Origin of the sequence: Marinibacterium profundimaris (assembly GCF_002210095.1) — a bacterium.
Lineage (GTDB): Bacteria > Pseudomonadota > Alphaproteobacteria > Rhodobacterales > Rhodobacteraceae > Marinibacterium > Marinibacterium profundimaris.
Genome location: NZ_AQQR01000002.1, coordinates 705,315 through 719,168, shown reverse-complemented (window position 1 = coordinate 719,168; position 13,854 = coordinate 705,315). Strand labels below are relative to the sequence as shown.

The window sequence follows — 13,854 nt, the reverse complement described above, 5'->3', positions numbered from 1 at the left end:
GATACTGCCCAAAACCCGCAAGCGCTTTTTTCAGTCAATGTCATTTTTTCTTCGTATGAGATAGCAACAGACTGATATTTAACGATTTATTGTCTCATTTTTTCACATCGAAGCCCGCCGGAACCGCCGTTTCCCGACCGGATCGCAGGCCCCTGATCGAATCCTGTGCGTTTTCCACAAAGTTACCCCCAGCCTTCCCCGGCGACAGCCCCGATCAGGTCCGATTCAGCCCGGCCACCCCCGATCAGGGCGGACCAGCCTTACCGCCTGCGGGGCACCAGCCGCAGTCCCAGCAGCACCACCAGGATCCCGGCGTAGACCAGCGGTTCGTATTGCAACCCCTTCCGCCCCATCACGAAGTGCAGCACCCCCAGCCCGACAGCGACATAGACCAGGCGGTGCAGCCGCCCCCAGGCTTTGGGCCCCATGCGCCGGATCGCCTTCCGGGTGGAGGTCACGGCCAGCGGCACCAGCAGAAGGAAGCCCGCCATGCCGATGGTGATGAAGGGACGCTTCACGATATCCGCCCAGGCCTGGGACAGGATCTGCACGTCCAGCAGCAGCCAGACCAGGAAATGCAGGCACAGATAGAAGAAGGCCAGAAGCCCAAGCGGCCTGCGGAACTTCACCAGGTTCACGCCGGTCAGCCGCCACAGCGGCGTCACCGCCAGCCCGGCCAGCAGCAGCTGCAACGCCAGCCGGCCGTATTCATGCTCCAGCGCCTCGATCGGCTCGACACCCAGCGCGCCGGTCAGCGCCTGCCAGAACAGCCAGGGCGCCGGCAGCGCCCCCACTATATACACACACCATTCCGGGACCTTGCGCGCCTGCGCGGTCAGGCGCTGTGACAGGCTGGCCGTAATCGCGTCACGCACAGCACCGGCCCTGCTGGACCGGCGGACAGGGCACCGTCCCGTACGAGCAGAAGACACAGCAATCGCCGGGCTTCGGCCGCAGGAGAACGCCGCAGGACGTGCACTCATGGAAGAAAAGGCACATGTCCTCCGGCATCCTCTCCGTCGATGCCGCCCCGCACTGCGGGCAGGTCAGTATGGAGACGCGTTCGGTCAATGGTACTTGATCAGGTCCATGCCCTCGTACATCGACGCGACCTGGTCCTCATAGCCGTTGAACATCAGGGTCGGCTGCCGCCGCGCCAGCAGCCCCGCGCCGATGCGCTTCTCCGTCGCCTGGCTCCATCGCGGATGCGGGCGGTTGGGGTTCACGTTGGAATAGAAGCCGTATTCGTTCGGCGCGTACTTGTTCCAGGCGGTGGGCGGCTCGCTGTCGGTCAGCGTGATCCGTACGATCGACTTGATGGACTTGTAGCCGTACTTCCACGGCACCACGAGCCGGATGGGCGCGCCGTTCTGGTTCGGGATCGGCTTGCCGTAGATCCCCGTGGCCATGATCGTCAGCGGATGCATCGCCTCGTCCAGGCGCAGCCCCTCGACATAGGGCCATTCGATCACCGGCCGCGACACGCCCGGCATCTCGTCGGGGCGCAGCAGGGTCTCGAACGCGACGTATTTCGCCCCGCCCTGCACGCCCGCGATCTCAAGCAGGTCGGCCAGTTCGAACCCGTTCCAGGGGATGACCATCGACCAGGCCTCGACACAGCGGAAGCGATAGATCCGCTCCTCGACGCTCATCGCCTCCATGATCTGTTCGAACCCGTATTCGCCCGGGCGGTCGACCATGCCATCGATGGTGATCGACCAGGGGCTGGTCGTCATCATGTGCGCATTCTGGGCCGGATCGTTCTTGCCCGTGCCGAATTCGTAGAAATTGTTGAAGGTCGTGATCTCTTCCCAGTCGTTGGGCTCAAGATCGCCGGATGCGCGCGCGCCCCCGGCGATGGCGCCCAGCCCCAGCCCGGCCGCCCCGCCCAGAATCTGGCGGCGGTTGAGCCAGACGGCTTCGGGCGTCACGTCGGCCCGGGTCAGATCGTTCTTCCAGCGAAAAGCCATGGGCGGCTCCCTTTCCTTCATCCACGCGCACCCGCGTCCGGCCCGTCCTGTTCAGGGACGAGGCGGGCCGCGCGGGTCCTTCACCGATGACAATAGGGGTGGTCCGCTCATCGTCAAAATGAACAGCACTCACGTTTGGGGCAGATGGCTGTAACGAACCCGGACGATCCGGGGCTCAGGTCCCGCCCATCCGCTCCAGCGCGGCCTCGAACATCTTGTTGCCGCGCGCCTTCGCGATGCCTTCCACGCCCAGCTGGACCGAAGGATAGAGCTCGTTCACCTGGACAGAGGTCCCGTCGTCCAGCACCACCCGCACGTGGCGCCGCCGCATCTGCCGGGGCTCGGCCACGCCCACGGAATGGGCGATGGTCTCGATCTCGCCGATCACCGATTTCGCATAGGCGGCCACGCGGGCCTTCTTGTCCTCGACCACCAGACCCTTCTGCAGCGACGGGATATGCGTGGTGACCCCCGTGGGGCAGGTGTTCTTGTTGCACTTCAGCGCCTGGATGCAGCCGAGGCTGAACATGAAGCCGCGCGCCGAGGTCACGAAATCCGCGCCAAGGCAGATCGCCCAGGCCACGTCGCCCGGCGCCACCAGCTTGCCCGCGGCCACGATCCGGATCCGCTCGTGCAGCCCGGCCAGGTCGCGCAGGTCGACCATGCGGATCAGCGCCTCGCGCAGCGGCAGGCCCACCAGGTCGATCAGAGGCATCGGCGCGGCGCCGGTGCCGCCCTCACCGCCATCGACGGTGATGAAATCGGGCGCGCTTTCCTCGCCGCGCTCGCGGATCTTCTTGAACAGGTCGAACCAGGGATCGGCGCTGCCCATGCAGGTCTTGAAGCCCACCGGCTTGCCGGTCACCTCGCGCACATGGGCGATCAGGTCCAGCAGCCCGTCGTAATCATGCACTTCCTTGTGCCGGTTGGGTGAAATCGCATCGCGCCCCATCGGCACGTGGCGGATTGCGGCGATTTCCTCATCGATCTTCGCCGCCGGAAGGATGCCGCCCTTCCCGGGCTTGGCGCCCTGGCTCAGCTTGATCTCGAACATCTTCACCTGCGGATGGGCAGCCACCGCGCGCAGCTTGTCGTCGTCGAGGTTGCCGTCCTCGTCCCGCACGCCGAACTTCGCCGTACCGATCTGGAAGACAATGTCACAGCCCCCCTCCAGGTGATAAGGCGACAGGCCGCCCTCGCCGGTGTTCATCCAGATCCCGGCCTGCTTCGCCCCATAGGCCAGGGCCCGCACCGCGGGTTTCGAAATCGCGCCATAGGACATGCCCGAGATGTTGAAGATCGACGGCGCGGCATAGGGCTCGCGGCAATAGGGCCCGATCAGCATCGGCTCGGTCGAGGCATATTGATCGTCCAGCGGCGGGAACACCGCGTTCATGAAGATCGGCGTGCCGGGAATGTTCAGGTTCCGCGTCGACCCGAAGGCCACCGTGTTCCCCTTCGCCAGCGAGGCATTGTACACCCAGTTCCGCTGCGCCCGGTTGAAGGGCATCTCCTCGCGGTCCATGGCAAAGAAGTACTGGCGGAAGAATTCGCCCAGCTCGGTGAACAGCCCCCGGAACCGGCCGATCACCGGGTAGTTCCTGCGGATCGCGTCTTCGGTCTGGGTCCGGTCGAGGATGTAGAACACGACCATCGCCAGCACGCCCAGCCCCACGGCCAGAACGAAGATCAGCACGATGACCTGCAACGCCTGCAGCCAGAATTCCATGGGTCGTCCTCCTCGCGCGGTGTTCGGTGCGCCTGCGCGCATCATCGTCAGCATGGCCCGCACCGCAAGACCTACATGCCGGCCCATGGCGAATTCCTCGTGACAAAAGCGCGTGTTTCATGGCCCCGGCGCTCACGCCCGGCTGACGCCCCATCACGAAGAGTTTTCTGGAACCGCCCCGGCCGCGCGGCTTAGCGGCCGATCGCCCTTCGTCAAGGCCCCGCCTGCACCATATGCAGCCGCCTCCCGGTGATCCGCCCGCGCCGCACCGCCGTACCCCTGACCAGATGCCAACATGCATCGATGATCATGACAGGAGGATCCATATGTTCATCCGCACCACCGCCCTCGCCCTTCTCGCCAGCCTTGCGACCGCGCCGGCCTTCGCCGAAGCGCACATGTCCAAGGACGTCGTCGACACCGCCGCCGCCTCCGAGGACTTCGAAACCCTCGTCGCCGCGGTCCAGGCCGCCGGCCTGGTCGAGACGCTGAAGGGCGACGGCCCCTTCACCATCTTCGCCCCCACCGACGCCGCCTTCGAGGCCCTGCCCGAAGGCACGCTCGAAGAGCTGCTGAAGCCCGAGAACAAGGACCAGCTCGTCGCGATCCTCACCTACCACGTGGTGCCGGGCAAGGTGATGTCCACCGACCTCAGCGACGACATGTCCGCCGCCACCGTTCAGGGCGGCGAGATCATGATCGACCTCGACAATGGCGTGATGGTCAACGACGCCACCGTCACCCAGGCGGATATCGAGGCCGACAACGGCGTGATCCACGTGATCGACAAGGTCATCCTGCCGTCCGAATAAGCCCTGCCCCGGCACCGACCGGGCGGGCGCGCGCCGGACGCGGTGGCCCGGCAGGCTCCCAGGACCAGCCTCGGCTGCGCCTGCCTGCGTGACCGCACCGGCCGCCGGAGGCGCGGGGCTCCAGTTACTTCCCGCACCCCGCGCCTCCGGCCCCATCAGCCGCGCAGCACGGCCCGTCCCGACCCCGGGGCGGGCCTTTTTTACCACCGTACGCACGCAACACCCCTGCGCCGCCCCCCACATCTCCTGCGCGACAACCACAGGAGACCGCAATGACCGACCCGATCCGCGACATCCACCTGTCGGACATCGACCCCGACGCCATCCCCCGCGACCGCATCGTCCACGACCCCGAGGCGCTGGCCGAACTGCGCCTCTCGATCGAAACCGAAGGCCTCCGCCACCCGATCGAGATCTTCGAGACCGAGCCCGATCCCGACCGTCCCTGCCCCTACGGCCTGATCTCCGGCCACCGCCGCCTGTCGGTCTTCCGCGAGATGGGGCGCGACACGATCCCCGCCGTCATCCGCCAGCCCGACAGCCTCGAAAGCGCCATCGCCTCGATGGTGTCGGAAAACGAGATGCGCGCCCAGGTCAGCCCCTGGGAAAAGGCGATGCTCATCGTCACCTGCCTGCGCGCCGGCCTCTTTCCCACCGCCGATGCCGCGGTCGAGCACCTCTTCCCCGCGCTCTCCCGCCAGAAACGCTCGCGCCTGCGCGGGCATGTGATCGTGGCCGATGAATTCGAATACCGCTTCGCCACGCCCGAACGCCTGTCCGTGTCGCGCCTCGACCGCCTCGCCTCGGCCCTGCGCTCGGGGTGGGACGACATCCTGCACGACGCCATCCCCGACCGCCGCACCCATGCCCTGGACAGCCAGTGGGAGGCCGTCCTGCCGGTCCTGACCGAGGCCCTCTCCCCCACCCCGATCCAGCCCGCCCCGTCCGAGCCCGGCGCGCCCCGCCGCATGCGAACCCTCCGCCGCGGCCTGACGGTGAGGCGCGAGCTGACGCGCAAGGGCTGGATCCTGCGCTTTTCGGGGCCGGAGGCGAAATCGCCTGGGATCATCGACGACGTGCTGGACGAGGTGGAGCGGTGGTTCCGGGTGGAGTGAGAGGGGCGGCGTAGGGTGGGTCCTTTGACCCACCTTGCGGGCTGGTGGAGGGATCTGGCCATCAAGCCTGCTGTCCGCTGCGATCGGCCCAGAGCCGACATTCGTCGCCGGCTCGGTTGCTGCAATGCAGCTTTAGGGCAGTAGGCGCCGTTGCTCGATTCTATCACAGCTTATGGGAGGAGTGTGGCGACCCAAGCATCGCATGCCCTCAGCTACAGGGTTGACCCGTAACGCCAATTCTATAATCTTGCGTTGAAGGTCCGGCTCTCTAATTTCCGCTGGTGAATCCCCGGTGGCTCGCTGAAACGTTGGTCCAAAATCGCGACGGTCCGACGGATAATCGTTCCTTAGACGCTGATGAAGGTAGAGAACGAGGGTTGGGCCTTCCAAATCATTTCGATCCGGCAACAGCCCATCTCCTAATTGGTGTTGCGCACTCCGTGCAGGATGTAGCAGGTGCGTTGATGATGCGCCCAGGTGGACTTTTGCGAATACTTAAGAACACAGAGACAGGCGAGTATTACAAGACATTTGAGATCCCAAAGAAACGCGGCGGCACAAGGACCATAGACAAGCCACTACGTGGCTTGGCGATGGCTCAGGAGCGTTTTGCGGCTGTCTTACTTGAGGTCTACAATCCGAAACCCTTTGTTCATGGTTATGTGAGCGGCCGCTCGTTCCTTTCGAACGCTCAATACCATCAGAGACAAAGATGGATACTGAACATTGATATCGAAGATTTCTTTGGATCTATCGGATTTGCACGGATCCGCGGCATCTTCATGTCAAAGCTATTCGGATACAATGATCGCGTCGCAACGATTCTGGCTCGCATTTGCACCTACCAAGACCGCCTCCCACAGGGTGCAAAAACCTCACCGGCTCTCGCCAACCTGATTGCCCACAACCTCGACAAGGAACTCATCGCTTTGGCCGCGAAGGAGAACCTACGCTTCTCACGCTATGCCGATGACATCACGTTCTCCTCCAGCTCGAAGAGGATACCGAGGACCTTGATCAAGGCATGGGAACCGGAGTACGGCGACCGCGTGGTCGAATTGGGTGAGCGCCTTGAGGAAGCATTTCGAGGTTCGTCTTTCCAGATCAATAGGGACAAGACCCGGGTTCAGCTTTTTGGTGAGAGGCAAGTCGTTACCGGCCTAATCGTAAATCAGTGTCCAAATGTCTGGCGCAAAGACGTCAAGCGGCTGCGAATGAAGCTCTACTCAGCCAAGAAGTATGGATTGGAGCAAGCAGCAAGCCTCTGGATTGGGCTTGATGCTAAGCCTGAGGCTTTCTGGTCACACGTTGAAGGCTGGCTCGGCTATATCAAACAAGTCCGCGGAGAAGGCGATCCCGTGCTTTCCAAACTTTGCAAGCAAGCTATGGAGGCAAACCCGAAATCGTCAGATTGGATCCAGGAGCACGCCCACATGATTCACCAATTTGATCTTTTCCTGTCTCATGCTTCCGAAGACAAGCCAAGAGTCAAGAAGCTCCACGACAAACTCGTTGTCCTCGGCGTAAAAGTTTTCTTTGACCAGAGCAGTATTTCGTGGGGCGACTCGATTGTTGAACAGATCAACATCGGCTTGATGAAATCAAACTTCTTCGTTCCCTTCCTTTCGAACACGTTTGCGGAGAAAGGTTGGACTAACAGGGAGTTGAACTCAGCGATCTCCATCAACATAAACCGCAAGGGCCGGATACTTCCAATCTGCGATCATGACTTCCATGTCGGCAGGAACTACCCGCTCCTTGCTGACATCTTGTATGAGAGCTGGCCGGGACCCGATGCAGATGAGGAAGCTAAGCTGAACGAGATTGCGGACAAGCTTCTCGCAGCCGCAGAGAAGGCGAAGCACTCTCAATGAACGCTTGAACAGTGTTTGCTGCGAAAGCCTACAGTGCGCACAGAAGCGATACGAGTGTCCGATCCCCCAAACCCTAACAACCCGTAAACCCGCTCCCATAACCCATTGAAATCCCTCACCCCACCAGGTGTCCCACGCGTGGGACATCTGCCCGGAGCCCTCCCCCGCGGCGCATACGAAAAGGGGCGGAGGTCTCCCCCCGCCCCGATCGTCCGAAGGCCCCAAAGCCCCTTATTGCAGCACCGCGTCCTCCGGCGGCATCCGCGTGGATGAGGACACCCTGTCCCCGATCAGCAGACCCTCGCCCGAGGCCGAGACCGGGATGACCGTGCCGTCCTTCAGATCGCCCGCCAGCAGCATCTCCGCCAGCGGATCCTGCAGCGCCCGCTGGATCACCCGCTTCAAGGGCCGGGCGCCGAACACCGGGTCGTACCCCTCGTCCGCCAGCCATTGCCGCGCGTCCTCGTCCAGCTCCAGCCGGATCTTCCGGTCCGCCAGCCGCTTGCCCAGCCGCGCCATCTGGATGTCTACGATCCCGTCCATATCCGCCCGGCCCAGCCGGTCGAAGATGACAAGCTCGTCCAGCCGGTTCAGGAACTCGGGCCGGAAATGCGCCCGGACCGCCTCCATCACCTCGGCCTTGGCGGCCTTCGCATCGGCCCCGTCCGGCAGCTGGCTCAGCGCCTGCGCGCCCAGGTTCGACGTCAGGATGATCAGCGTCTGCTTGAAGTCCACGGTGCGCCCCTGCCCGTCGGTCAGGACACCATCGTCCAGCACCTGCAGGAGCACGTTGAACACGTCCGGATGCGCCTTCTCGACCTCGTCGAACAGCACGACCTGATAGGGCCGGCGCCGCACCGCCTCGGTCAGCACGCCGCCCTCGTCGTAGCCCACATAGCCCGGAGGCGCCCCGATCAGCCGGGCGACCGAGTGTTTCTCCATGAACTCCGACATGTCGATGCGCACCATCGCGCTGTCGTCGTCAAAGAGGAACTCGGCCACCGCCTTGGTCAGCTCGGTCTTGCCGACACCGGTGGGCCCGAGGAACAGGAACGAGCCCAAGGGCCGGTTCTCGTCGTTCAGCCCGGCCCGCGCGCGCCGCACGGCATTGGCCACGGCCCGCACGGCCGTCTCCTGCCCGATCACCCGCTTGTGCAGGCCATCTTCCATCCGCAGGAGCTTCTCGCGCTCGCCTTCCAGCATCTTCGACATCGGAATGCCGGTCCAGCGCTCGACAACGGCCGCGATCTGCTCGGGCCGCACGGCCTCTTCGACCGCCATCTCGCCGTCTTCACGCTCTTCGGCCTCGCCCAGCTGCTTCTCCAGCTCCGGGATCACACCGTAGGACAGCTCCCCGGCCTTGGCCAGGTTGCCTTCCCGCTTCGCGATCTCCAGGTCGGCCCGGGCGCGGTCAAGCTTCTCCTTCAGCTCGCGCGCACCGGCCAGCTTGTCCCGGCCCGCCTGCCAGGCGGCGGTCATGGCGTCGCTCTTCTCCAGCAGCTCGGCCAGGTCCTTCTCGATCGTCTCGAGCCGGTCCTTCGACGCCGCATCGTCTTCCTTCCGCAGCGCCTCTGCCTCGATCTGCTTCTGCAGGATCTCGCGGTCCAGCGCGTCCAGCTCCTCGGGCTTGCTATCCACCTCCATCCTCAGACGCGCGGAGGCCTCGTCCACGAGGTCGATCGCCTTGTCCGGCAGGAACCGGTCGGTGATATAGCGGTGCGACAGCGTCGCCGCCGCCACCAGCGCCGAGTCCGAGACCCGCACGCCGTGGTGCAGCTCGTACTTCTCCTTGATGCCCCGCAGGATCGAGATCGTGTCTTCCACGGTCGGCTCCTGCACCATCACCGGCTGGAACCGGCGGGCCAGGGCGGCGTCCTTCTCGACATACTTGCGGTATTCATCCAGCGTGGTCGCACCAACGCAGTGCAGCTCACCCCGGGCAAGCGCCGGCTTGATCAGGTTGGCCGCGTCCATGGCACCATCGGTCTTGCCGGCGCCGACCAGCGTGTGCATCTCGTCGATGAACAGGATGATCTCGCCTGCGGCCTCGGTGACCTCGGTCAGGACGGATTTCAGCCGCTCCTCGAACTCCCCGCGATATTTCGCACCGGCGATCAACGAGCCCATGTCCAGCGCCAGCAATTGCTTGTTGCGCAGGCTCTCCGGCACGTCGCCGTTCACGATGCGCAGCGCGAGACCCTCGGCAATCGCGGTCTTACCCACGCCGGGTTCACCGATCAGCACCGGGTTGTTCTTTGTCCGGCGCGACAGCACCTGCATCGCGCGGCGGATCTCGTCATCGCGGCCGATGATCGGGTCGATCTTGCCTTCGCGTGCGGCCTCGGTCAGGTCGCGCGAATATTTCTTCAACGCTTCATAGCCCTCTTCGGCCGACGCGCTGTCCGCCGTCCGCCCCTTGCGGATATCGTTGATCGCCGTGTTCAGCGCCTGCGCGTTGACGGCACCGGCCTGCAATGCCTTCTGCGCCTCGGATTTCACCATGCAGAGCGCCATCAGGATGCGTTCGACGGGCACAAAGCTGTCGCCCGCGGCCTGAGCCAGTTTCTCGGCCTCTGCCAGCACCTTCGATGTGTTCTGGTCCAGGTAGGTCTGGCCGGCATCACCGCTGACCTTCGGGATCTTGCCCAGGGCAAGATCGACGGCCTGTGCCACCTGTTCGGGCGCGCCACCGGCGCGGCGGATCAGGTTCGACGACAACCCCTGGTCATCGTCCATCAGGGCTTTCAGAATATGTTCGGGCGCCAGTCGTTGATGCCCCTCGCGGATCGCGATCGTTTGCGCAGCCTGCACGAATCCCCGCGACCGTTCCGTGAACTTGTTCAAGTCCATGATCGTCTCCTTTTACAAGCACCCGGTGTCGTCGGCGCCCATGAGCGGCACGCCTTGGTCGGGCCTTGAGATGGAAATGGGGTGTCGGACGCCGGTCTGCAAGTTGGAATGTGATGAATTTGTCACGCTTTTCGCAGGGTCTTGCCTCTCACGCGGCTCCATCCCGCCAGGCGCCGCCCCGTCGCCTATCTGCCCCCACATCCACCGCTTTCCGCGCCGCGCCCCTGCCGCACCCGTCGACGCCCCGGACCGGACCGCCCCCGGAGACGCGGGGTGGGTGGGCGGGAGCGTCTCCGGGGGCGGTCCGGAGGCTTGACAACAGGCCCCGCCCTCGCCCAAACCGCGCCGAAACCCCGAAACAGGAGACCCCGATGTCCGACGACCGCCTCATCGTCGCCCTTGACGTGCCCAACGCGCTCGCCGGGCTGAACATGGCCCAGGACCTGGGCGATGCCGTCTCCTTCTACAAGATCGGGCTGGGCATGCTTACCACCGGGGGACTGGCGCTGGCCAACGAGCTCAAGCAGGAGCACGGCAAGCGCATCTTCCTCGACCTGAAGCTGTTCGACATCTCCAACACGGTCGAAAACGCCGTGCGCGGCATCAGCCAGTTCGACCTCGACTTCCTGACCGTCCACGGCGACCCGCACGTGGTCCGCGCGGCCAGACAGGGCGCGGCAGGGTCCGGGCTGAAGATCCTTGCCGTCACCGTGTTGACCTCGCTCGACCGCGAGGATCTCGACGCCGGCATGATCCAGTCCGGCGACCTGGCCGGTATCACCGTCGAACGCGCCGCCCGCGCGCTCGAGGCCGGGGCCGATGGGGTGATCTGCTCGCCGCAGGAGGCCACCGGCATCCGCGCCCTGTCCGAAGCCGACGGCCGCCTGATCGTCACGCCCGGCGTCCGCCCGGCCGGCGCGGAGCTTGGCGATCAGAAGCGCGTCATGACCCCGGCAGAGGCCATCGCCGCCGGTGCCGATCATGTCGTGGTCGGCCGGCCGATCTGCCAGGCGCCCGATCCCGCCGGGGCCGCCGCCGGGATCCTGGCCGAACTCCGGAGCCCGCAGGCCACGCGCCCAAATCACTGAGCGCGCCGCTTCAGGTAAGCCAAAATCCGCCTAGACCGGCCCTTTGCCGCCCGAAATGTGATCGCCATGGCACACATTCAGGCGGCCGGCTGCGGGTGTGGCATTCCCGACTTTGCGGATCTCACGATCTCCGACATGCTGAAGGCAAGACACTCCCCAAACGGACCTTTTCTCTTCCTGTGGTTCGTTACCTCCCCCCGCATATCGTGCGGGGGGCCTTTCGTAGGAGAGATGCCTGTTTCCCGCGACCTGCCTGCACCGCCACCCCATCGCCGCCCCGGGCAGGCACATCCGGTGCGGCAGGCAGGCAAACGCCCCCGTCCTTCGGTTGCGCTGACCGGTCAGGAGGCCAGGCGCGCCGCCGCCCTGGGTTCATCGAGGTAGATCTGCAGCTGCTCGGCGAAATGCGGGATGTTGAGCGGGTGCGCCAGGTAGGTCTCGGGCCGCATCAGCTCCCAGCCCTGGCCCTCGTCGCCAAAGCGGATCCGGCTGCGCAGGTCCGGGCTGAAATGCCCCACGAAGAACCACACCCGGCCATGGGGCCGCAGGTAGCTGCGCGACCAGATCATGTCGTCGGCACTCAGCCGCAGGCCGACCTCCTCCTCGGTCTCGCGCAGGGCGCAGGCCACCGGGCTCTCGCCGTTCTCGCGCCCGCCGCCGGGCAGATCCCAGCGCCCGGGCCAGGGGATGTCGGTCCGGTCGTCGCGCTGGATCACCAGCAGGTCGGGTCCCAGGAACAGCGCAGCCTTCGCTCCGGAAAAGTCGGTCACGGGTGTCTCCTTCGGCGTTGCGCTTTGCATGACAGCCTCTCAGATGTATGCAACACTTCCTTGCGTCCAAGCCCGGGGCCTGTCCCCGGGGGCGTTTCACCAACCAAGCCCGGAGCCCTGGGGTCATGCCCGCTTTCTGCCGTGCCTGCCTGACCCGCACCCCCGAAACGCGGCGCTGCCCGTCCTGCGGCAGCCCCCGGGTCCTGTCGCATCCCGAACTCTTCTCGCTGTCGATCGCACATATGGATTGCGATGCGTTCTACGCCTCGGTCGAAAAGCGCGACAACCCCGAACTGGCCGACAAACCCGTGATCATCGGCGGCGGCCGGCGGGGCGTTGTCTCCACCGCCTGTTACGTGGCGCGGATCCGTGGCGTGCGCTCGGCCATGCCGATGTTCCAGGCACTGAAGCTCTGCCCCGACGCGGTGGTGATCAAGCCGCGCATGTCGGTCTATGTCGAGGTCTCGAAATCCATCCGCGCGATGATGGAGGAGCTGACCCCGGCGGTGCAGCCCCTGTCGCTGGACGAGGCTTTCCTGGATCTCACCGGGACCGAGAAACTGCACGGCGCGCCGCCCGCCATCGTGCTGGCGCGTCTGGTCAGCCGGATGCAGTCCGAGCTGGGCGTGACCGGCTCCATCGGGCTGTCGCACAACAAGTTCCTGGCCAAGGTCGCCTCCGACCTCGACAAGCCGCGCGGGTTTTCCGTGATCGGGCAGGCCGAGACGATGGATTTCCTGGCCGACAAGCCCGTCGGCCTGATCTGGGGCGTGGGTCAGGCCTCGGGCGCGGCGCTGGAGGCGGCGGGCATCCGAACCTTCACCGACCTGCGCCGGTGGGAGCGCACCGACCTGGTGGCGCGGTTCGGCTCGCTGGGCGACCGCCTCTGGCACCTGGCGCGCGGCGAGGACCGGCGCCGCGTGACCGCGCATGAGCCGATCAAGTCGATCAGCCACGAAACCACCTTCTTCGAGGACACCTCGGATCCCGACATCCTAGACGGCCACATCTGGCGGCTGGCCGAGAAAGTGTCGGACCGGGCCAAGGCTCGGGGGCTGGCGGGCCGGGTGGTGACGCTGAAACTGAAGCGCGCCGATCACAAGAGCCTCAGCCGCCGCGTGGCGCTGCGCGACGCGACGCAGCTGGCCGATACGCTTTACCGCACGGCGCGGGGGCTGCTGGATCAGATGGGCGACAAGGGGCCCTACCGCCTTATCGGCTGCGGCCTGTCCGACCTGCGGCCCGAAGCGGAAGCGGATCTGTCCGGCGACCTGCTGGATCCCCAGGCGGTGCGCCGCGCCGGAGCGGAACGGGCCGCTGACCGAATTCGCGCGAAGTTCGGGACGGATGCCATCGTGAAGGGCCGCGCGTTGCGGTGAATCTCGCCCAGGCGCAACAGCTGCCACGCCCCTTCAAAGAAACCGCCCAACCCCAATCACAACGCAAGCCGGGCAGCGGCGGCCCGCGGGATGCCGCTCCGACACCTGTGCGGGTGCGCTGTATGGTGCAATCACCCTCCCTGCTCCGAGGTCATACCAAGCCCAACCAAAGTGGCAGCCCGGTCGGGCGGGCCGCCGCTGCCCGGCGCCTTCGGCTTGATTCCGGGCAGGGTGCGTAAATGGAAACTCCGGGGAAGAGCGCCCCGC

Annotated in this window: 11 protein-coding genes; 5 read left to right on the top strand and 6 right to left on the bottom strand. The window is 65.2% G+C overall.

Annotation, left to right across the window (positions count from 1 at the left end; genetic code table 11):
- Positions 1 to 260 precede the first annotated feature (260 nt).
- From msrQ to ATO3_RS08250, 4 genes are all read right to left on the bottom strand, one after another.
- Positions 261 to 875, bottom strand: a complete 615-nt coding sequence (gene msrQ / locus ATO3_RS08265) for a protein-methionine-sulfoxide reductase heme-binding subunit MsrQ (RefSeq protein WP_233152070.1) — start codon at positions 873 to 875, stop codon at positions 261 to 263.
- Positions 868 to 1,071, bottom strand: a complete 204-nt coding sequence (locus ATO3_RS29125) for a GDCCVxC domain-containing (seleno)protein (RefSeq protein WP_088649334.1) — start codon at positions 1,069 to 1,071, stop codon at positions 868 to 870. The genes msrQ and ATO3_RS29125 overlap by 8 nt, the downstream gene beginning before the upstream one ends.
- Positions 1,068 to 1,970 (bottom strand): protein-methionine-sulfoxide reductase catalytic subunit MsrP, encoded by a 903-nt coding sequence (gene msrP / locus ATO3_RS08255; RefSeq protein WP_088649333.1) that lies wholly within the window; start codon positions 1,968 to 1,970, stop codon positions 1,068 to 1,070. The genes ATO3_RS29125 and msrP overlap by 4 nt, the downstream gene beginning before the upstream one ends.
- A gap of 175 nt (positions 1,971 to 2,145) precedes the next feature.
- Positions 2,146 to 3,699, bottom strand: coding sequence for an FMN-binding glutamate synthase family protein (locus ATO3_RS08250; RefSeq protein WP_088649332.1), 1,554 nt, complete (start codon positions 3,697 to 3,699; stop codon positions 2,146 to 2,148).
- Between the two features lie 326 nt (positions 3,700 to 4,025).
- Between ATO3_RS08250 and ATO3_RS08245 the strand changes: the two genes are divergently transcribed.
- The 3 genes from ATO3_RS08245 (at position 4,026) to ATO3_RS08235 (ending at position 7,500) form a co-directional block, all read left to right on the top strand.
- Positions 4,026 to 4,511 (top strand): fasciclin domain-containing protein, encoded by a 486-nt coding sequence (locus ATO3_RS08245; protein WP_088649331.1) that lies wholly within the window; start codon positions 4,026 to 4,028, stop codon positions 4,509 to 4,511.
- Between the two features lie 272 nt (positions 4,512 to 4,783).
- Positions 4,784 to 5,626, top strand: a complete 843-nt coding sequence (locus tag ATO3_RS08240; RefSeq protein WP_088649330.1) for a ParB/RepB/Spo0J family partition protein — start codon at positions 4,784 to 4,786, stop codon at positions 5,624 to 5,626.
- Between the two features lie 377 nt (positions 5,627 to 6,003).
- On the top strand, positions 6,004 to 7,500 hold the full coding sequence (locus ATO3_RS08235; protein ID WP_143747244.1) for a TIR domain-containing anti-phage reverse transcriptase: 1,497 nt from the start codon (positions 6,004 to 6,006) through the stop codon (positions 7,498 to 7,500).
- Between the two features lie 231 nt (positions 7,501 to 7,731).
- Here the strand turns inward: ATO3_RS08235 and clpB are convergent, their stop codons facing one another.
- Positions 7,732 to 10,350 (bottom strand): ATP-dependent chaperone ClpB, encoded by a 2,619-nt coding sequence (clpB, locus tag ATO3_RS08230; protein WP_088649328.1) that lies wholly within the window; start codon positions 10,348 to 10,350, stop codon positions 7,732 to 7,734.
- A 371-nt stretch (positions 10,351 to 10,721) separates the two neighbouring features.
- Between clpB and pyrF the strand changes: the two genes are divergently transcribed.
- Positions 10,722 to 11,438: an orotidine-5'-phosphate decarboxylase gene (gene pyrF, locus ATO3_RS08225; protein WP_088649327.1), complete on the top strand. Its 717-nt coding sequence runs from the start codon at positions 10,722 to 10,724 to the stop codon at positions 11,436 to 11,438.
- Positions 11,439 to 11,779: 341 nt separating this feature from the next.
- On the opposite strand, the gene ATO3_RS08220 is transcribed toward pyrF, so the two are convergent.
- Positions 11,780 to 12,208: an NUDIX hydrolase gene (locus ATO3_RS08220; protein ID WP_233152069.1), complete on the bottom strand. Its 429-nt coding sequence runs from the start codon at positions 12,206 to 12,208 to the stop codon at positions 11,780 to 11,782.
- A 125-nt stretch (positions 12,209 to 12,333) separates the two neighbouring features.
- Between ATO3_RS08220 and ATO3_RS08215 the strand changes: the two genes are divergently transcribed.
- A complete protein-coding gene (locus ATO3_RS08215) occupies positions 12,334 to 13,587 on the top strand; it encodes a DNA polymerase IV (RefSeq protein WP_088649325.1) in 1,254 nt (417 codons plus the stop codon).
- Positions 13,588 to 13,854: the final 267 nt, after the last annotated feature.

Coding starts and splice junctions, on each gene's coding strand:
- msrP (WP_088649333.1), bottom strand. CDS start 1,970: ATGGCTTTTCGCTGGAAGAACGATCTGACCCGGGCCGACGTGACGCCC.
- ATO3_RS08250 (WP_088649332.1), bottom strand. CDS start 3,699: ATGGAATTCTGGCTGCAGGCGTTGCAGGTCATCGTGCTGATCTTCGTT.
- ATO3_RS08245 (WP_088649331.1), top strand. CDS start 4,026: ATGTTCATCCGCACCACCGCCCTCGCCCTTCTCGCCAGCCTTGCGACC.
- ATO3_RS08240 (WP_088649330.1), top strand. CDS start 4,784: ATGACCGACCCGATCCGCGACATCCACCTGTCGGACATCGACCCCGAC.
- clpB (WP_088649328.1), bottom strand. CDS start 10,350: ATGGACTTGAACAAGTTCACGGAACGGTCGCGGGGATTCGTGCAGGCT.
- pyrF (WP_088649327.1), top strand. CDS start 10,722: ATGTCCGACGACCGCCTCATCGTCGCCCTTGACGTGCCCAACGCGCTC.
- ATO3_RS08215 (WP_088649325.1), top strand. CDS start 12,334: ATGCCCGCTTTCTGCCGTGCCTGCCTGACCCGCACCCCCGAAACGCGG.